At 60.6% G+C, this 18,142-nt stretch carries 13 protein-coding genes; 5 read left to right on the forward strand and 8 right to left on the reverse strand.

Translation table 11 applies throughout. From position 1 onward, the window contains the following. Nucleotides 1-28 precede the first annotated feature (28 nt). Together ACFC20_RS06735 and ACFC20_RS06740 are read right to left on the reverse strand one after the other, a co-directional pair. Entirely contained in the window at nt 29-1,486 is a 1,458-nt protein-coding gene (locus ACFC20_RS06735; RefSeq protein WP_205632675.1) for a cytochrome D1 domain-containing protein, read from the reverse strand. Nucleotides 1,487-2,232: 746 nt separating this feature from the next. Further along, on the reverse strand, nt 2,233-3,225 hold the full coding sequence (locus ACFC20_RS06740) for a YeiH family protein (RefSeq protein ID WP_069184684.1): 993 nt from the start codon (nt 3,223-3,225) through the stop codon (nt 2,233-2,235). Between the two features lie 745 nt (nt 3,226-3,970). Between ACFC20_RS06740 and ACFC20_RS06745 the strand changes: the two genes are divergently transcribed. Beyond that, complete coding sequence (locus tag ACFC20_RS06745) at nt 3,971-4,222, forward strand: methyl-accepting chemotaxis protein (RefSeq protein WP_069184683.1); 252 nt, start codon at nt 3,971-3,973, stop codon at nt 4,220-4,222. Here the strand turns inward: ACFC20_RS06745 and ACFC20_RS06750 are convergent. The 6 genes from ACFC20_RS06750 to urtA form a co-directional block, all read right to left on the reverse strand. After that, nucleotides 4,202-4,447, reverse strand: coding sequence for a hypothetical protein (locus ACFC20_RS06750; protein WP_375192324.1), 246 nt, complete (start codon nt 4,445-4,447; stop codon nt 4,202-4,204). The genes ACFC20_RS06745 and ACFC20_RS06750 overlap by 21 nt on opposite strands. Before the next feature lie 85 nt (nt 4,448-4,532). After that, nucleotides 4,533-5,231 (reverse strand): urea ABC transporter ATP-binding subunit UrtE, encoded by a 699-nt coding sequence (gene urtE, locus ACFC20_RS06755; protein ID WP_375192325.1) that lies wholly within the window; start codon nt 5,229-5,231, stop codon nt 4,533-4,535. Further along, nucleotides 5,231-6,055 carry an urea ABC transporter ATP-binding protein UrtD gene (gene urtD, locus ACFC20_RS06760; protein ID WP_273207808.1) on the reverse strand — a complete coding sequence of 275 codons (825 nt, stop codon included), beginning with the start codon at nt 6,053-6,055 and terminating at the stop codon, nt 5,231-5,233. Before urtD ends, urtE begins: the two co-directional genes overlap by 1 nt. Then, nucleotides 6,052-7,176, reverse strand: coding sequence for an urea ABC transporter permease subunit UrtC (gene urtC, locus ACFC20_RS06765; protein ID WP_375192326.1), 1,125 nt, complete (start codon nt 7,174-7,176; stop codon nt 6,052-6,054). Before urtC ends, urtD begins: the two co-directional genes overlap by 4 nt. A gap of 3 nt (nt 7,177-7,179) precedes the next feature. Then, on the reverse strand, nt 7,180-8,778 hold the full coding sequence (gene urtB / locus ACFC20_RS06770; protein WP_375192327.1) for an urea ABC transporter permease subunit UrtB: 1,599 nt from the start codon (nt 8,776-8,778) through the stop codon (nt 7,180-7,182). Between the two features lie 108 nt (nt 8,779-8,886). Next, the gene (urtA, locus tag ACFC20_RS06775) at nt 8,887-10,194 is read right to left on the reverse strand and encodes an urea ABC transporter substrate-binding protein (protein ID WP_375192328.1); all 1,308 of its coding nucleotides are present in this window, start codon (nt 10,192-10,194) and stop codon (nt 8,887-8,889) included. 370 nt (nt 10,195-10,564) lie between these two features. On the opposite strand from urtA, the gene atzF reads away from it, so the two are divergent. The 4 genes from atzF (at nt 10,565) to ACFC20_RS06795 (ending at nt 18,001) form a co-directional block, all read left to right on the forward strand. Beyond that, nucleotides 10,565-12,400: an allophanate hydrolase gene (gene atzF / locus ACFC20_RS06780; protein WP_375192329.1), complete on the forward strand. Its 1,836-nt coding sequence runs from the start codon at nt 10,565-10,567 to the stop codon at nt 12,398-12,400. 14 nt (nt 12,401-12,414) lie between these two features. Continuing rightward, nucleotides 12,415-16,047, forward strand: a complete 3,633-nt coding sequence (gene uca, locus ACFC20_RS06785; RefSeq protein WP_375192330.1) for an urea carboxylase — start codon at nt 12,415-12,417, stop codon at nt 16,045-16,047. Between the two features lie 518 nt (nt 16,048-16,565). Further along, the gene (locus ACFC20_RS06790) at nt 16,566-17,252 is read left to right on the forward strand and encodes a GntR family transcriptional regulator (RefSeq protein ID WP_375192331.1); all 687 of its coding nucleotides are present in this window, start codon (nt 16,566-16,568) and stop codon (nt 17,250-17,252) included. Between the two features lie 479 nt (nt 17,253-17,731). Further along, on the forward strand, nt 17,732-18,001 hold the full coding sequence (locus tag ACFC20_RS06795; protein ID WP_375192332.1) for a ComEA family DNA-binding protein: 270 nt from the start codon (nt 17,732-17,734) through the stop codon (nt 17,999-18,001). Nucleotides 18,002-18,142: the final 141 nt, after the last annotated feature.

Here is an 18,142-nt window from a genome sequence, read left to right on the forward strand (position 1 = left end):
TCAGTTTATTCCCTGTCGCCACATTTTTTTACGGGTTGCCGGGAACCGCAATCCAGAACGGGAACTTGCCGTCCACGGGTTGCCGGCGAACGACCTTCAAGGATTGGCTGTCAATCACGGCAATCTGGTTATCCGCCGTGACAGAGGCGTATATGAACCGGCCGTCACGGCTGGCGCGAACGCCATGGGGGCCGACGCCCACATCGACGTTCTTGACAATTTCCAGGCTTTCGGGGTCGATCAGGGTCACGGCGGACGCGGAAATCGCCCCGGTCGCGATGTATTTCCCGCCGGGCACCACGTCGATGCCGCCATGCCCACTGCCCACCTTGAAGGTTTTCAGCATGGTTTCACTGGCCAGGTCCATCACGCCCACGTTGCCCGTAAAGTCGCGCAGCCACAGCCGTTGGCCGTTGGCGCTGATGTCAACGTTGTGAGGCGTCTCAAGCCCCGGCGTCGGAATCTGATGCTGTTTTTCCAGGGTTTGCATGTTCACGACTGCCAGAGCGCCTTCGCCCTGCAAAGTGACGTAGGCAAATTTGCCGTCGGCGCTGTAGATGAGATTGTGGGGTACCTTGCCCACCGGAATTTTCTTCACCAGTTCGAGGGTGTTCATGTCGATCACTGCAACGTCGCCCTGGGTCGGCGCAACCGCAAGGCCATAGCGGCCATCCGGTGAGATCTTGACGCCCTGGGCCACCTCGCCTATCGCCACACTGGCCATGACGTCGCCATTGGCCGTATCCAGAACATAGACATTACCGGTTTTAAAACCAGACACCATCAGGCGAGAGCCATCCGGGCTCAGAGCATCGTAGTGCGCCCCTGCCACGCCAGGCCAGGCCTGTTTTGACGGTAAGGCTCTTACAATACCGCTGTTCTGGACGGCCACATAAAGCGGATCGCGGATGGCGTTCTCCAGGCTCAGCTCTGGGGCCGACCGGGCGGTTGGACCTTCCCGGGATGGCGCTACTGACTGACCCAGCACCGCCTGTCGCAACTGGTACACGTCCTTGCCGGACAGGTTCTGGCCCGCAATCGCCTTGATCTCCTCAGCGGTGTAGGGCTGAAACTCTCCCGCAAGACGCTGCTCGTTACCAAAGGCTGTCAACACGTAGTTCAGCACATCCGCGATCTGCTGGTTCGTGAGGGCACCGCCCCAGGCGGGCATGTTGCCGTTGTACGCCGTGCCCCCCACTTCGATGGACCCCGTCAAACCGTATTGCAGCACGTGGCCAAGATACTGGCGGCCACCAATGCCGTCGGTGGCGTTGTACAGTTCAGCGGTGTGGTTTTTCTGGGGCGGAAACGAGCCCGGTATGCCCTGGCCCTGTGCCTGATGGCAGGCCGCACACTGCTGGCTGTAAACCTTGGCCCCGCGCTCGAAGCGGGTGGATTCAGCCGCATTGGCAGACAAGCTGATACCGATTGCCGTTCCGGCAACAGCGATGAAGGATAGAACGTATTGGCCGATGGTTGGATGCATGCTGAAAGCCCCGAACGCTGAATGAAAGCCGACCGCCTCCATGCTGTGGCAACGCGATGCCAAGATCGAGCCGGTCGGATAAGAACTCAGGGGCCAAGGGCGTTGCCGGGCCGGAATTTATTCCCGACGTAGGTTTGGAACCTGTTCAGATCATGGGCCCCTGCAGACCGTTACGGGCAAGATGCAGTGCGATGGCAGCCATCATGGCACCGAACCAAATCACGGACGCAGTGCTGGCACCTGCAAAAAAGCCACCAGGCTGCCACGAATCACATTGAAAAAGGCTACAACGGCCAACCCCGACGGGCCAGAAACTGTTGAATCATTTACATTAGGTTCAGTCAGGAAGATGTGCTGATGGATCTGGTGATTGAGGATCAGGACGTGGGCCTTCGCCGGAGTTTCGGGACCACTTCTTCGCAGACGGTATCAGCCTGGACTCGCTGAGCCGCGCACCCGCCATCGTTTACGGCCCAAACGACCAGTTACAGCATCGGTTCATGGACAGCTTTGGGTATCACGGCGGTTTTCGCTATCACCTGTGCCCGTCCTCGCAGGGATTTGTCCAGTTTGCACTGGCCGGAGTGGGTTACGGCATGATTGCAGAAAATCAGGCCCTGAGTGTTCCGCTGTATTGGCATTTCTGGCGACACAGCGGCCACACCATTCAGTTTCTGACAACCCGGCTTGAGCGATTTTTTAACAGAGCGTCGTAATACCCACCCCGGGCGATTGCGTCCAGCATTTCAGGCCAGTGCAATCATCGGAGTCACCGCAAGCCCGCCACCGATCAGCAGTACAAACAACATCAGTGCCAGAGCAAAAGGCTTGATCCCCAGGGCGCGAAGCTTCGACATGCGCGTTTCATAACCCAGCGCTGCCATAGCCATGGTAAGTGCGATCTGGCCCGTCAGCGTCAGGCTTTCGTGCAAGGCTTCCGGCAGCGTGACAACGCTGTTAAACAGCGCCACCGCCACAAAACCGAACGCGAACCAGGGAACGGTCAGTTTACCGACGGATTGGGTGCCATCCTGTCTGGTTGCGTGGCGATTGAGCCACCATCTGCCCACCAGCAGCAGGAACGGTACCAACAGCATCACGCGTACCAGCTTGACGACAACCGCGTTCGCCAGCGCCTCTGGGCCAATTGCATTGCCGGCCGCAACCACTTGAGCGACCTCGTGCACGGTGGCACCGATGTAAATGCCATACAGGCCCTGATCCCAGCCGATCATCGAAAACAACACGGGCTCCACCACCATGGCCAGGCTACCGAACAATACAACCGTTGCCACTGCCATGGACGTAGTGGCAGGCCGCGCCCGAATCGTGGCTTCCGTTGCCAGAATGGCCGCCGCCCCGCATATGGCGCTTCCCGCACTGGTCAGCAGGGCAGTCTCCGGGTCCAGCTTGAACCAGCGGGTGCCCAGTTGGTAGCCAACAAACAAAACAGTGACAATGACCAACAGATCCAGAACCACAATGCGCGGCCCCAACGCAAAGACCTGCTGCATGGTGACGGAAAATCCGAACAGCACAATGCCTGTGCGCAACAGCCAGCGGGTCGAAAATTTCAGTCCGGCCTCAACGGATTGGCTTTTCCATGGCATGGGAAGATTCCCGACGATGACCCCCAGCACCAGAGCAAACACCAGCGGGCTGACGCGGTCGCCTGTCAGCGCGGTGAGCAAAAAACCACCGATGGTGAATAGAACACATAACCCAAGACCTTTGTACATAACGCTTTCCTTTATTATCTAATGGAATTACGTTATGCCTTAAATTGTTATCTGTAAAATGAATAAAAAAGGAGATATAAATCGAATATGTAGATTAGTGGTGTTTAATCCGCTGCTATTGTCTCGTGCGCCTTACCTTTTAACCTGTAGTTTGATAAGCTCCGCGCCCGCTGTCGGTGGGCAATTCCGACCCGTTTTCCCGCGTTTTACTCTCGTTGTCACCGCAAGTTGTGTTCGTAACCTGCCTTTTCGTTGATAAAGAGAACCCGCTGACACCCTTCCTGTTTTGACGAGTGCACTGGAAACTCAACTATGGTTAACAAACTCAAAGCCGACTGGCTTTCCAACATCCGAGGCGATTTACTGGCCGGCATCGTGGTTGCACTGGTTCTGGAGCGCTAAACAGCAACTTCTGGGGCTGGTTCAGCCTGGACATCAGGGCCGAGTTTTTGATCGAGACTTTCTGCGGGTCTGGGACACACGTTCTGCATTGAGTAACGGTTAAGGACTTTATGTTGCGACGGTTGGCCAGCAAGCAAGAAATCGCTAGCAGCTCGTGCCGGAATCCCTGCCGCGTTTTAATCAGACCCGCGAGAGCCTCGTTCGAACTCTTGAAGTAGCGCGTTGGGCCATCAAAGTTTCAGAGGTGTATTATCCAGACGCGTTAAGTGGTTCCTTGAGGACAAACGATGTGTCTTATGATGGAGCTATAAACGTCGTTGCACTTTCCACCGAGTGTCATTGAATGGGGTGGAGTCCGATCATAGCCGAGCAGACAAACCTTCTTGTCCTTAATGCCTCCATCGAAGCACTCCGCGCTGGCGAGCAGCGCCGAGGCTTTTCCGTCATTGCCGATGAGGTTCGAACCCCGGCCCAGCGCAATCAGAGATCTACTGAAGAATTGGCATTGACTGCTGAAGCCGAGATCCATGGAGTAGTCGAGGCGACAACAAACATTGTCGACGGCATCCGCAATTCATTTAAAGGTTTTCGCTGAGATCTCAAGAACCATGCAGGAAAGTTCAAGGTCTGGAGCCGCTTTTGAATATACGTTCTGATTGACGAGAGCAAAACTTCCTCCAGCGATACCAATGATTGTTGCGTATTCGTCTATCTTTAATGTTCGCTTTTGTTTATTACCCAACCGCCGCAAAAAGCCGATCACTACTAACTTTTGCCGAATGACTTGCTCCAACCCAATTTTGTTCTCTTTCGGAGGCACAATAACTCCGTGCCTAGCATCGCTCGGTACGGAGTTATCGAGGGTAGGGTTTCACGGCCTCAGAGAGCGGAAGGATACGCCGGGGCTAGACAGTCAAATGCTTCCGAATCAATTCGTCGGTCAATCCAGCAATCTCACCTTCGGCGACCCGCCGCCCCCGATCCAGAATCGCAAACCGATCCGCATACTTCCGCGCAAACGGCAACTTCTGCTCAACCAGCAACACCGTCAGCCCATCCTCTTCGATGAGCCTGCGAATAACCTCCCCAATCTGCGCCACAATATTCGGCTGAATCCCCTCCCCCGGCTCGTCCAGAATCAGCAGCCTGGGCTCGATCACCAGCGCCCGGCCAATCGCCAGCTGCTGTTGCTGTCCACCAGAGAGATCGCCGCCCCTACGGTGTTTCATTTCCTTCAGCACCGGGAACAGCTCATATACCCGCTCGGGGATTTTCTTGCTGCCGTCCTTGCGCACGGCCAGGCCGGTGCGCAGGTTTTCTTCCACGGTCAGCAAGGGGAAGATCTGCCTTCCTTGGGGCACGTAGCCGATGCCCAGTCTTGAGCGGTCTTCCACTTTCTTTTTGGTGAGTTCCACATCCCCGGCGAACTCAATACTGCCGCTCTTGGTGGTTTCCTCGCCCATGATGCATTTCATCAGGGTGGTCTTGCCCACGCCGTTGCGTCCCATTACGCAGGTGCACTGGCCCTGGGGTACGTCCAGGTCCAGATCCCAGAGGGTGTGGCTTTCGCCGTAGTATTGGTTGAGCTTCTGGATCTTCAGCATTACGCCTCCTCCCCCAGGTAAACCTTGATCACTTCCGGGTCGTTGGAGACCTGGTCCATGGTGCCTTCGGCCAGCACGCTGCCCTGGTGCAGCACAGTCACTTTTCTGGCGATGGAACGCACGAAACCCATGTCGTGTTCCACCACCACAACCGACTGTTTGCCGGCGAGGCTGGTGAGCAGTTCGGCGGTGCGTTCCATTTCCTGTTCGGTCATGCCCGCTACGGGTTCGTCCACCAGCAGCAGTCGGGGTTTCTGCATCAGCAGCATGCCTATTTCCAGCCACTGTTTCTGGCCGTGGGAGAGGATGCCCGCCAGGCGGTCCCGCAGGTCTTTCAGGCCGATCATCTCCAGTACTTCGTCGATGCGGTCCCGATATTCAGGTTTCATGATGGCGGTGAGCGTGGGGAACACGCGCTTGTCGGCTGCCATGGCCAGTTCCAGGTTTTCGAACACGGTGAGGGCTTCGAATACCGTGGGTTTCTGGAACTTGCGGCCGATGCCGAGGCTCGCGATGTCCGGCTCGTTCATGGTGAGCAGGTTGTGGCGGCTGCCGAACCACACCGAGCCGGTATCCGGCCGGGTTTTACCGGTGATGATGTCCATCATCGTGGTTTTGCCCGCGCCATTGGGGCCGATGATGCAGCGCAGCTCGCCGTCGTCGATGGTGAGGTTGAGGTTGTTGATGGCCTTGAAGCCGTCGAAGCTCACGTTCACGTCTTCCAGGTACAGGATGGGGCCGTGGCGCACGTCCACCGGCGATTGCACCTGGGTGAGAAACTCGAACACGTGCTCGCGGTCGGCCAGTTCCTGAAAAATACTCATGCGGTGGCCTCCTGCCCGGTGGGTGTGTCGTTATCGGTTCTGGCTTTGCGGCGTTTCTGCAGCAGCCCGGCAATGCCCTTGGGCAGGAATACGGTCACCAACACAAACAGGCCGCCGAGGGCGAACAGCCAGGCATCGGGCATGATGCCGGTGAACACGGTTTTGGCGTAGTTCACCAGGATGGCCCCGATCACCGCGCCGTAGAGGGTTGCCCGGCCACCCAGGGCCACCCACACCACGATCTCGATGGAGAACAGCGGCGAGAATTCACTGGGGTTGATGATGCCCACTTGCGGCACGTACAGCGCCCCGGCCACACCCGCCAGCATGGCGGACACCACGAACACGAACAGCTGCACCCGTTCCACCCGGTAACCCAGGAAGCGGGTACGGGCCTCGGCATCCCGGCAGGCCACGCTCACCCGACCCAGTTTGCTGGTCACAATGCCGCGGCAGATCACGTAGCCGATGGCCAGGGCAATGCCGGTGGCGATGAACAGCCCGAGGCGGGTGGCGTCGGTGCGCAGGTTGAAGCCAAGGATGTCCTTGAAGTCAGTGAGGCCATTGTTGCCGCCAAAGCCCATCTCGTTGCGGAAGAAGGCCAGCATCAGGGCGAAGGTGAGCGCCTGGGTAATGATGGAGAGGTACACCCCGGTTACCCGTGAGCGGAAGGCCAGGAAGCCGAACACCAGCGCCAGCAGGCCCGGGGCCAGCAGCACCATGAGGAAGGCAAACCAGGCCATGTCGAAGCCGTGCCAGAACCAGGGCAGCTCCTGCCAGTTCAGGAACACCATGAAGTCCGGCAGGATGGGATCGCCATACACGCCCCGGTCGCCAATCTGGCGCATCAGGTACATGCCCATGGCGTAGCCGCCGAGGGCAAAGAAAGCGCCGTGGCCCAGGCTGAGGATACCGAGGTAACCCCACACCAGATCGACGGCCACCGCCAGCAGGGCGTAACACAGGTATTTGCCCAGCAGGGTCACGGTAAAGGCGCTCACATGCAGGGCGCTGCCCTGGGGCATGAAGAGGTGGAGGAAGGTCACCACCACCAGGGCTGCGAACAGCACACCCAGAAAAATTTGCGTGGATCGTTCACGCAGGGGTCTTGTCAGCCACATAACTTAACCTTCTGCTGCGCGGCCCTTTTGAGGGAACAATCCCTTCGGCCGTTTCTGGATAAACAGGATGATGAACACCAGCACGATAATCTTGGCGAGTACAGCACCGGCCCAGGGTTCGAGCAGCTGGTTGATGGTGCCCAGGGAGAGCCCGGCAATGAGCGTGCCCCAGAGGTTACCCACGCCACCGAACACCACCACCATGAAGGAATCGATGATGTAGTTCTGGCCCAGGTTCGGGCCCACGTTGGTGAGCTGGGATAGCGCCACCCCGGCCAGGCCGGCTACGCCGGAGCCCAGGGCAAAGGTCATGATGTCTACCCGCGTGGCACGAATACCCATGGAACGGGCCATGGCGCGATTCTGGGTAACGGCCCGCACTTCCAGGCCCAGGCGGGTCTTGCGCATGATCAGCATCAGGCCGGTGAAGACAATCAGCGCGAAGGCCAGCACATACAGGCGGTTGAGGGTGAGCGAGAGCGCGTCGTTGATCACCAGGGAGCCACTCATCCAGTCCGGCGTTACCACGGTGCGGTTCTGTGGGGAGATCACCGTGCGCACCAGCTGCTGCAGGATCAGGCTGATTCCGAAGGTGGCCAGCAGGGTTTCCAGGGGGCGGCCTTTCAGATACTGGATGACGCTGCGCTCGATGATGATGCCCGCGGTGGCGGCCACCAGGAAGCCGGCGGGTATCGAGAGAATCAGCGCCAGGCCGGGCTGGCCGGGCAAGAGTTGCTGCATGCCCCAGGTGGTGTAGGCACCCAGCATGATCAGCTCACCGTGGGCCATGTTGATCACGCCCATCACGCCGAAGGTGATGGCCAGGCCGATGGCGGCGAGAACCAGCACCGAACCCAGGGAGAGCCCGAAGTATAGGGTCTCGGCGGCGCGGTTGAGTTTGAGTTTCTGTTCGATGCTTTCCAGGGCCTTGGCGGCGCGGTTGGCCAGTGCTTCGTTGTCACCTCGCACGGCCTCTTTCAGGGCAGCGCGAGCGCGCGGGTGCAGGCTGCCGGCCAGCACGTCCACGGCCTCCAGGTTGCCCTCGCCTACCCGGTAAATGGCCAGGGCTTCTTCAATTCGATTGCGCACGGCGGCGTTTTCTTCCACCTCTAGCCGTGCTTCCAGCGGCGCCAACAGCGAGGCGTCCACCTTGCCCATCATGTCCCGGGCGGAGGCTTCCCGCACGTCGGGGTCTTTGGCGTTCAGGTCCAGCATGGCGAGTATGCCCTCAAGCTGGCCCCGGATGCGGTTATTGATGGCCACTCTGTCCAGCGCTCGGCGGGAGATTTCGCCCAGGTTTTCGCCAGTGAGCGGGTCGGCGATTTCCCAGTCCCGGCCCCGGTTGTTCAGTACCAGTACCACCTGCCCGGTGTCTTCTATCCGGCTCAGGCGGTTGGCCCCGTATGCTTCGAGCCAGCCCCTGGCGCGTTCGTCGCCGCTGCTGACAATGGCATTTACCGCCTCTTCCACTTTATTGGCCGGTGCCTCGGCCAGGTTGATCAGAAGGGCTTTTCCGGGATCGGTGTCCTGCGCTGTCGCCGGGAGCGAGAGCAGGGATAACGCAGCCATCAGCAGCAATGTGAGCGATCGGCAGATGCTCATGAGAATGTCCTGTTGGTTGAAAGCGTGGTGCGGGGTGACTGCCGGGGGCAACTCTGCCACCCCCGGCTGTCCTTGGCATTCGTCTTATAAGCGAATGCCGTTTGAGCCTTACTCGGCTTCCATCGCCATTTCGCCGGCAGAGGCGCCGCAAGTGCCGGTGGCGGTGTTGAAGGTTCCGCAGAACAGCGGCTTGCGCCAGTCGGCGATCATGTCGCGGGAACCCGGCAGGAAGTCAGACCAGGCGTCGCCCGCCACGGTAGCCGGGGTTTCCCACACCACAGAGAACTGGCCGTTGTCCTGGATCTCACCAATCAGTACCGGCTTGGTGATGTGGTGGTTGGGCATCATGGTGGCGTAGCCGCCGGTGAGGTTGGGCACGGTTACGCCGATGATGGCGTCCTTCACCGCGTCCACGTCGGTGGTGCCAGCTTTCTTCACCGCCTCAACATACATGTTGAAGCCGATGTAGTGGGCTTCCATCGGGTCGTTGGTTACGGCGTCTTCCTTGCCAGTGTACTCGATCCACTGATCGATGAAGGCGTAGTTGGCGTCGTTATCCACGCTCATGAAGTAGTTCCAGGCGGCCAGGTGGCCCACCAGCGGCGCGGTGTCGATACCGGAGAGTTCCTGCTCACCCACGGAGAAGGCCACCACCGGGATGTCGGCGGCAGAAATGCCCTGGTTGCCCAGCTCGCGGTAAAAAGGCACGTTGGCGTCGCCGTTGATGGTGGACACCACGGCGGTCTTCTTGCCGGCGGAGCCGAAGCGCTTGATGTCGGAGACAATGTTCTGCCAGTCGGAATGACCAAACGGGGTGTAGTTGATCATGATGTCTTCCTTGGCCACGCCTTTATCCATCAGGTAGGTCTCAAGGATCTTGTTGGTGGTGCGCGGGTACACGTAATCCGTGCCCGCCAGCACCCAGCGCTCCACGCCGATTTCGTTCATCAGGTAGTTCACCGCCGGAATCGCCTGCTGGTTGGGCGCCGCGCCGGTGTAGAACACGTTCTCGGAGGATTCCTCACCCTCGTACTGCACCGGATAGAACAGCAGGCCGTTCAGCTCTTCCACCACCGGCAGTACCGATTTGCGGGAAACGGAGGTCCAGTTGCCGAAGATCACATCCACTTTTTCCTGGGCCAGCAGCTCCCGGGCTTTTTCCGCGAACAGCGGCCAGTTGGAGGCGGGGTCGACCACCACGGCCTCGAGCTGGCGACCGAGCACGCCACCCTTGGCGTTCTGCTGCTCGATCAGCATTTCAACAGTGTCTTTGAGTACGGTTTCACTGATGGCCATGGTGCCGGAGAGGCTGTGCAGGATGCCTACCTTGATGGGATCTTCCGCTGCCACGGAATTAAAGGAGATGGAAAGCGCGAGTGCAGAGAGGCCCAGTTTCACGTGTTTTTTGAAGCTCATGTCGTGCGTCCTTTTCTTGAGTTGGGTCTTGCCTTAAGTCGTGTGTTGAAGCGTGCAGTTCGTCATGAAACGCACCGGAGCCTCTGCATCTGCTGTTCCACATTCCCTGCAAATCGAGCAAAAACATAAAGTTAACTAGTATACAAGCGATCAAGCCGCCCTCCGGCACCCGCTTACACCTCGCCAACCCCCTGTTTTACGGACCAGTTTTGGTGCGCTCGCACCGGCATTGGGCAGGCCCTGGAATAGCCGATCCATGCCCGCAATCACTAACCCACTGTTTTTGAATAACTATCAAGAAAAATCCGCAAATGGCACAGGCATTGCCATCCCACATGTATACAAGATGAATCGCACATGAGGAAAACCAATGCCTTCAACACTCGGATGGACCATCAAGGACTGGCAGAACGCCTATAAAGAGGGCGCATCGCCGGCGGCGCTGCTGGGCGAACTGCTGAGCGGGCTGGATACTGAGGATGCCGCCTGGATCTCCCTGCTCAACGGCGATGGCCTCAGCCGCGCACTGGCAGACCTGGACCAGACTCTGGAAGCCGCGAGTGGCGACAAAAGTGCACTGCCTCTTTATGGCGTGCCATTCGCCGCCAAGGACAACATCGACGCCGTGGGCTTCAAAACCACCGCCGCCTGCCCGGCCTTTGCCTACACCCCGGAACAGGACGCCGAGGTCATCGCGCGCCTGAAAGCCGCCGGCGCGGTGGTGATCGGCAAAACCAATCTGGATCAGTTCGCCACCGGCCTGGTCGGCACGCGCTCGCCTTATGGTGCCGTACCCAACAGCTTCAAACCGGAGGTGGTGAGCGGCGGCTCCAGTTCCGGCTCCGCGTCGGTAGTGGCCCGGGGCCTGGTGCCGTTTTCCCTGGGCACCGATACCGCCGGCTCCGGACGCGTACCGGCGGGCCTGAACAATCTGGTGGGTCTGAAACCGACAAAGGGGCTGTTCAGCATTCGCGGCGTGGTGCCGGCGTGTCGTTCCCTGGATTGCGTGTCCATCTTCGCGCTCACAGTGAACGACGCCGGGCTGGTGTCTGAGGCCATGGCCGGGTTCGATGCCGGAGATGCCTTCTCCCGCAAGGCGCCCTACGCCCTGCCCCTGGACGGCCCCGCCCTGCGCCGCCCCGGCCCGATCAAACGGCTCGCCATTCCCGGGCACCCGCAATGGTTTGGCGACCAGAACGCGGAAGCGGCCTGGAACACCGCCGTCAGCCAGTGGCGCGGACTGGATGTGGAACTGGTGCCGATGGATTTCAGCCCCATGCTGGAACTGGCAGCGCTGCTTTATGAGGGCCCCTGGGTGGCCGAGCGCCATGCTGCCGTGGATGCCTTCATGGCCAGACACGCCGGGGATATGAACCCGGTGGTGAAAGGCATTATCGAAAACGCCGGCAAGTTCAGCGCCACTGATACCTTCAAGGCCCAATACCGCAAGGAAGAATTGCAACGGGAAATCGACGGGCTACTGGCCGAAATCGACGCCCTGCTGGTGCCCACGGCGCCAACGGCGCCCACCATTGAGGCGGTGAACGCCGACCCGGTAACCCTCAACAGCCAGCTGGGCACCTACACCAACTTCGTGAACCTGGCGGACATGAGCGCCCTGGCCGTGCCCGCCGGCTTCCGGGACGATGGCCTGCCTTTTGGGGTCACGCTCATCAGCGGCGCCTGGAAGGATGCGGAGCTGCAGCATCTGGCCTGCCAATGGCTGAACGCCCACCCCACCAAACTGGGCGCCACCGACAAACCCCGCCCCGAAGAAGAGCCCGGCGCGGCCATCTCAACGCCCACCGTGCAGGTGGCGGTAGTGGGCGCTCACCTCAGCGGCATGCCCCTGAATACCCAGCTTACCGAGCGCTTCTCGGTACTGCTGGAGCAGACCACCACCTCCGCCAACTACCGGTTGTACGCCCTGCCCAACACCACGCCACCGAAACCCGGGCTCAAGCGGGTCGGCCCCGGTGAAGGCGAACAGATCATCGTGGAAGTCTGGGAGATGCCCGCCTCAGCGTTTGGCTCCTTCGTGGACCTGATTCCTGCACCGCTCGGCATCGGCAACGTGGAGCTGGCCGATGGCCGCTGGGTGAACGGCTTTGTCTGCGAAGGCTACGGCTTCGAGGGCGCCCGGGATGTCACCGAGTTCGGCGGCTGGCGCGCCTACATCAACGCACTCAAATCCGGCACGGCATAAGGAGAACCGCCATCATGTTTAGCAAAGTTCTGATCGCCAACCGAGGCGAAATCGCCGTTCGCACCATCCGTACCCTCAAGGCCATGGGCGTTGGCAGCGTGGCTGTCTACTCCCACCAGGATCGCCACAGCCTGCACGTGACCCTGGCCGATGAATCCGTGGCACTCACCGGCAACGGCGCCAGCGAAACCTACCTGGACAAGGCCCAAATCCTGTCGGCTGCCAAGCACACGGGCGCCGAGGCGATTATTCCGGGGTATGGCTTTCTCTCAGAGAACGCTGACTTCGCCGAGGCCTGCGAGGCCGACGGCATCGCCTTTATCGGCCCCACGCCCGACCAGATGCGCGAGTTTGGCCTGAAGCACCGGGCCCGGGAACTGGCGGAAGCCGCCGGCGTGCCCCTGGCCCCGGGCAGCGGCCTGCTGGAGAGCCTGGACGAAGCCCTGCAAACCGCTGAGCGCCTGGGCTACCCGGTGATGCTGAAGAGCACCGCCGGCGGTGGCGGCATCGGCCTGACCCGCTGCAACAGTGACAGTGAATTGCGCGACGCCTTTGAAACCGTGCGCCGCCAGGGCCAGAGCTTCTTTAATGACAGCGGCGTGTTCCTGGAGCGCTTCATCGCCCGGGCCCGCCATGTGGAAGTGCAGATCTTTGGCGACGGCGCCGGCAATGTGGTGGCCCTGGGCGAGCGGGACTGCTCTCTGCAACGCCGAAACCAGAAAGTGGTGGAGGAAACCCCGGCGCCGAACCTGCCGGCCGCCACCCGCCAGAAGATGCTGGATGCCGCCGTCTCCCTCGGGCAGTCGGTGAACTACCGCTCCGCCGGCACCGTGGAGTACATCTACGACGCCGACCGGGACGAATTCTACTTCCTGGAAGTGAATACCCGCTTACAGGTGGAACACCCGGTCACCGAGTCGGTCACCGGCTTGGACCTGATTGAATGGATGCTGAAGATCGCCGCTGGCGAAAGCCCGGATCTCGCCGGTTTCGAGCCGGAGCTGAACGGCGCCTCCGTGGAAGTGCGCATCTACGCCGAAGACCCCCTGAAGGATTTCCAGCCCTCCCCCGGTGAACTGACCGACGTGCACTGGCCGGAAGAGGACGTTCGGGTGGATACCTGGGTGGAAAACGGCAGCGAAGTCTCCGCCCACTACGACCCGATGATTGCCAAGCTGATTGTGCACGGCAAAGACCGGCACGACGCTTTGGAAAAACTGAAAGCCGCCCTGGCAGAAACCCGGCTGATGGGCATTGCCACCAACCTGGATTACCTGCGCCAGGTGGTGGCCCAGCAGAGCTTTGCCGATGGCGTTGTCTCCACCCGTGCCCTGGAGAGCTTCCAGTTCAAACCCTCCGTCGCCGAAGTGGTCAAACCCGGCACCTACACCACCGTGCAGGATTACCCGGGCCGCGTGGGCTACTGGAACATCGGCGTGCCGCCCAGCGGCCCCATGGACGACTACGCCTTCCGCATTGCCAACCGCATTGTCGGCAACCACACCGAAGCGGCGGGCCTCGAGGCGACGCTGATCGGCCCCAGCCTGAAGTTCCACAAGGACTCGGTGGTTGCCCTCACCGGCGCGCTTACAGACGCCACTCTCGATGACAAGCCAGTGGAGTTCTGGAAACCCATCTCCGTGAAAGCCGGCCAGGTTCTGGCGGTGGGCAAGGCCATCAAAGGCTGTCGCACCTATCTTGCGGTGCGGGGCGGCTTCGATGTGCCAGTGTACCTGGGCAGCCGCTCCACCTTCGCCCTCGGCCAGTTCGGCGGCCACGGCGGCCGGCCCCTGCGCCCCGGCGACATGCTCGGCATCAGCCAGATTGATCTGCCGGCCTGCACCACCACGGCGCCGACCCACGACCCGGCGCCGGCAGACCCGGACCTGATCCCGGACTATCCGGATCACTGGGAGATCGGCGTGCTCTATGGCCCCCACGGTGCGCCGGATTTCTTCACCGAAAAGTCCATCGAGAAGTTCTTCGAGCAGGACTGGGAGGTGCACTACAACTCCAACCGCCTGGGCATCCGCCTGAACGGACCCAAGCCCGAATTCACCCGGGCCGACGGCGGCGAGGCCGGGCTGCACCCCTCCAACATCCACGACTGCGAATACGCCATTGGCTCCATCAACTTCACCGGCGATATGCCGGTAATCCTCACCAAGGACGGCCCCAGCCTCGGCGGCTTTGTGTGCCCGGTGACCATCGCCAAGGCGGAGCTGTGGAAGGTGGGCCAGGTGAAACCTGGCGATACCATCCGGTTTGTGGCCATCGATAACGACACCGCAGTGAAACTCTCCGAGCGCCAGGAACTGGCCATCAAGAGCCTGATGGCGCCGCCGATGGTAGACCTGGTGAAGCCGGACCTTGAACCAGTGAACGGCCTCTCCGCCACCATCCTGGCACACCTGGCCGAAACCGACGGTCGCCCGGAAGTGACCTACCGCCAGGCCGGCGACCAGTACATCCTGCTGGAATACGGCCCGAACGTGATGGACCTGGGCTTCCGCCTGCGCATCCACGCTTTGATGGAAGCCATCGCCGACGTGCAACCCAACGGCCTGCTGGAACTCTCCCCGGGCGTACGTTCCCTGCAACTGAGGTACGACGCCAGGATTCTCACGCAGGAAGCGCTGATGACTTACCTGCTGGACCTGGAAGCTACCCTACCGCCCACGGATGAGCTGAAAGTGCGCAGCCGTGTAATCCACCTGCCCATGGCCTTCGAAGACAGCGCCACCCTGGAAGCGGTGGACAAATACCGCCAGTCCGTGCGTGACACCGCCCCCTGGCTGCCCAACAACGTCGACTTCATGCAACGCATCAACGGCCTGCCCAGCCGCGAGGCAGTCCGCGACATCCTGTTCTCGGCAAGGTACCTGGTGCTGGGCCTGGGTGATGTGTACCTGGGCGCCCCCTGCGCGGTGCCGCTAGATCCGAGGCACCGAATGCTCACCTCCAAGTACAACCCGGCTCGCACCTACACGGCCGAGGGCACCGTGGGCATCGGCGGCGTGTACATGTGCATCTACGGCATGGATTCCCCGGGCGGCTACCAGCTCGTGGGCCGAACGCTGCCAATCTGGAACAAGTACCTGAAGAACCCCCAGTTCGCCGAAGGCGCCCCTTGGCTGCTGCGGTTCTTCGACCAGGTGTGCTACTACCCGGTGACCGAAGCCGAACTGGATGAAATGCGCGACCAGTTCCGCGCCGGCCAGCTGACGGTGAAAATCGAGGAGGAAACCTTCGACCTCAAATCCCACCAGGCCTTCCTGGACGCCAACGCCGACTCCATCGCCGAATTCCGCGAACTGCAGCAGGCGGCCTACGCGAAAGAGGTCGCCCGGTGGAAAGACAGCGAAGCCGCGGAACTCGACAAACTCGCCAAGGCCCCGCCCAAGCCGGATGTGTCTGATCTGGCGAAATTCGGCGAACTGGTGAGCGCGGAGATTGCCGGCAACATCTGGAAGTGCCTGGTGAAGCCTGGTGATACCGTGGCCGAGGGTGATCCATTGGTGATCGTGGAGGCTATGAAAATGGAATTCGAGATAAACGCGACCCAGGCAGGGGAGATCAGCGCCATGCATGTGGAGCCTGGCAAGGCCGTGACTCCCGGGGAGCCTCTGTTAAGCATCAAAGTTTGAGGCCGGGCAACTCCCCTCTCCCCACGCGGGAGAGGGGCCGGGGGAGAGGGGCATCGACAACCTGGCCTCAAATTTTGAGGTAGCGCCGATGGTGGCAGGCCTGTCACAGACACGCCGTGAATACGTCCATGTAGGCTTGATCGCAGCATCCCTGCTGCTCACAGTCTGTGACAGACCTGCCACCACCGGCTTTCGGACAAGGGAGTCGGCGGTTTGAGGAAAAGAAAGGTGGTTTGGCCGCCCATGCAACGCGTAAGGACAGCCCTGAGTATCTGCTGTCGAAATAACCCTGGGTTGCGATACTTGCATGCGTGGGGAGTCGGGCGTGGATGTCGGGACGGCTTTGCAAAAGTGTGAGCAGCAGGGATGCTGCGATCAAGCCCCCATGGATGGGTTCACGGCGTCTTTTGCAAAGCCGTCCCGATAGCCGCGCCCAGCGGCCCTACTCCGTTTAGAAGGCGACCCGCACAGAGAGGGCGAACACGAGAATGGCAACAAACACCAAAAGAAAAGAGTCCATGGCAGACAGGGTTTACGAAGCCCTGAAGGACGACATCTTTGAGTTCCGCCTGATCCCCGGTGACAAGTTCAGCGAGGGCGATGTGGGCACTCGCCTGAATGCCAGCCGCACGCCGGTGCGGGAAGCGTTGTACCGTTTGCAGCGGGAAGGCTACGTGGAGGTGCTGTTCCGCAGTGGCTGGCAGGTGAAGCCGTTTGATTTCCGCCAGGTGGAAGAGCTGTACGACCTGCGGATTACCCTGGAACGGGCCGCCATGCACAAGATCTGCGGGCTGGACGAGCAGCCGCCGGCCATTCGCACGCTGACCGCCATCTGGAACCCGGATCACCCCTCCGAACGGGCCGTGGGCAGCACCGTGCGGGCGTTGGACGAGAGTTTCCACTGCGACCTGGTGGCCGCGGCCGGCAACCGGGAGATGACCCGCATTCACCGGGAGATCACGGACCGCTTGCGGATCATCCGGCGTCTGGACTTCACCCGGGACGATCGGGTAGACGCCACCTATGTGGAACACGCCGCCATTCTGGAGGCCCTGCGCAGTGGCATGGCCACCGAAGCCGCCGACCGGTTGACGCACCACATTCGCGCCAGCCAGAAGGCCGTTCGTGAGATCACCATGGAGCGAATCCGCGAGGCCGCAGAAGCTCACCGCAACGGGCAACAAATTGCCCCGCAGACCCCGTAAACACTGAACTCACGTTCATTTTGAGAGCCGCCGAAAAGCTTACAGGTTCGTAAGATATATCGCACAAACCCCGACGCCATTGTCCGGTATTGTCCAATCCGGCTCCCGGTAGAATGAACAGTGTCAGGGATGACAAGCCAGCACGGAACGTTGGCTCAAGGACGAGAGCTTCAGGGATTGAGGCTTCACGGATGGAAGCTTCATGGACAGAAGCATCAGGGATGAGAACTCCAGGGATTTGGAGTTACCCGAAGGATCGGGATGCACAGGGATGACCACAGGGAAGACGCGCTCAGGATGAGTCGCACGCCTGAAGGACCAGGCAGGGGTCAGCCACGGAAACGGGGATTACAGGGAATGTGATCCCGTCCGTGCACTTCCTTCGCTCGAACACACCCGTTTCTCTTTTCTCACAATACGCTTCTGCTGCTTTGCGCCCTGGCACACAACCAAAAACGCAAATCTCAGGAGTACATTCCATGAACCGCACACCCCTTTTCGCAACCCTCGTATTGCTGTTCAGCCTGGTGACCGGCTTCGCCCACGCCCAGGACGCCGCCGTTAACATCAACACCGCCGATGTTGCCACCCTGGCGAGCCTCAGCGGGATTGGCGAGAGCAAGGCCGAAGCCATTGTCGCCTACCGCGAAGCCAACGGCCCGTTCGCGGCAACCGCCGACCTGGCCAACGTGAAAGGCATTGGCGAAGCCACCCTCGCGAAGAACGCCGATCGACTGACTGTTGAGTAACACCCCCGGGGCAGCGGATTCCACCGCTGCCCTTTCTAGCCCTTCGTTTTCCGCCCATCTTTGCTTTCCCTCCCTAGCCTCCGACTGCCCCTAAAGTCGCCTGGCAACGCCCGCTTCACCACCCTATTATTGCAGGATAAC

The sequence above is a fragment of the Marinobacter sp. genome, assembly GCF_041984545.1.
Lineage (GTDB): Bacteria > Pseudomonadota > Gammaproteobacteria > Pseudomonadales > Oleiphilaceae > Marinobacter.

Bases quoted from the DNA above. Each gene is read 5' to 3' on its own strand.
- urtD (WP_273207808.1), bottom strand. From the start codon at position 6,055: ATGAGTATTTTTCAGGAACTGGCCGACCGCGAGCACGTGTTCGAGTTT.
- ACFC20_RS06790 (WP_375192331.1), top strand. From the start codon at position 16,566: ATGGCAGACAGGGTTTACGAAGCCCTGAAGGACGACATCTTTGAGTTC.
- ACFC20_RS06740 (WP_069184684.1), bottom strand. From the start codon at position 3,225: ATGTACAAAGGTCTTGGGTTATGTGTTCTATTCACCATCGGTGGTTTT.
- ACFC20_RS06745 (WP_069184683.1), top strand. From the start codon at position 3,971: ATGGGGTGGAGTCCGATCATAGCCGAGCAGACAAACCTTCTTGTCCTT.
- urtB (WP_375192327.1), bottom strand. From the start codon at position 8,778: ATGAGCATCTGCCGATCGCTCACATTGCTGCTGATGGCTGCGTTATCC.
- urtA (WP_375192328.1), bottom strand. From the start codon at position 10,194: ATGAGCTTCAAAAAACACGTGAAACTGGGCCTCTCTGCACTCGCGCTT.
- urtC (WP_375192326.1), bottom strand. From the start codon at position 7,176: ATGTGGCTGACAAGACCCCTGCGTGAACGATCCACGCAAATTTTTCTG.
- uca (WP_375192330.1), top strand. From the start codon at position 12,415: ATGTTTAGCAAAGTTCTGATCGCCAACCGAGGCGAAATCGCCGTTCGC.
- ACFC20_RS06795 (WP_375192332.1), top strand. From the start codon at position 17,732: ATGAACCGCACACCCCTTTTCGCAACCCTCGTATTGCTGTTCAGCCTG.
- ACFC20_RS06735 (WP_205632675.1), bottom strand. From the start codon at position 1,486: ATGCATCCAACCATCGGCCAATACGTTCTATCCTTCATCGCTGTTGCC.
- atzF (WP_375192329.1), top strand. From the start codon at position 10,565: ATGCCTTCAACACTCGGATGGACCATCAAGGACTGGCAGAACGCCTAT.
- urtE (WP_375192325.1), bottom strand. From the start codon at position 5,231: ATGCTGAAGATCCAGAAGCTCAACCAATACTACGGCGAAAGCCACACC.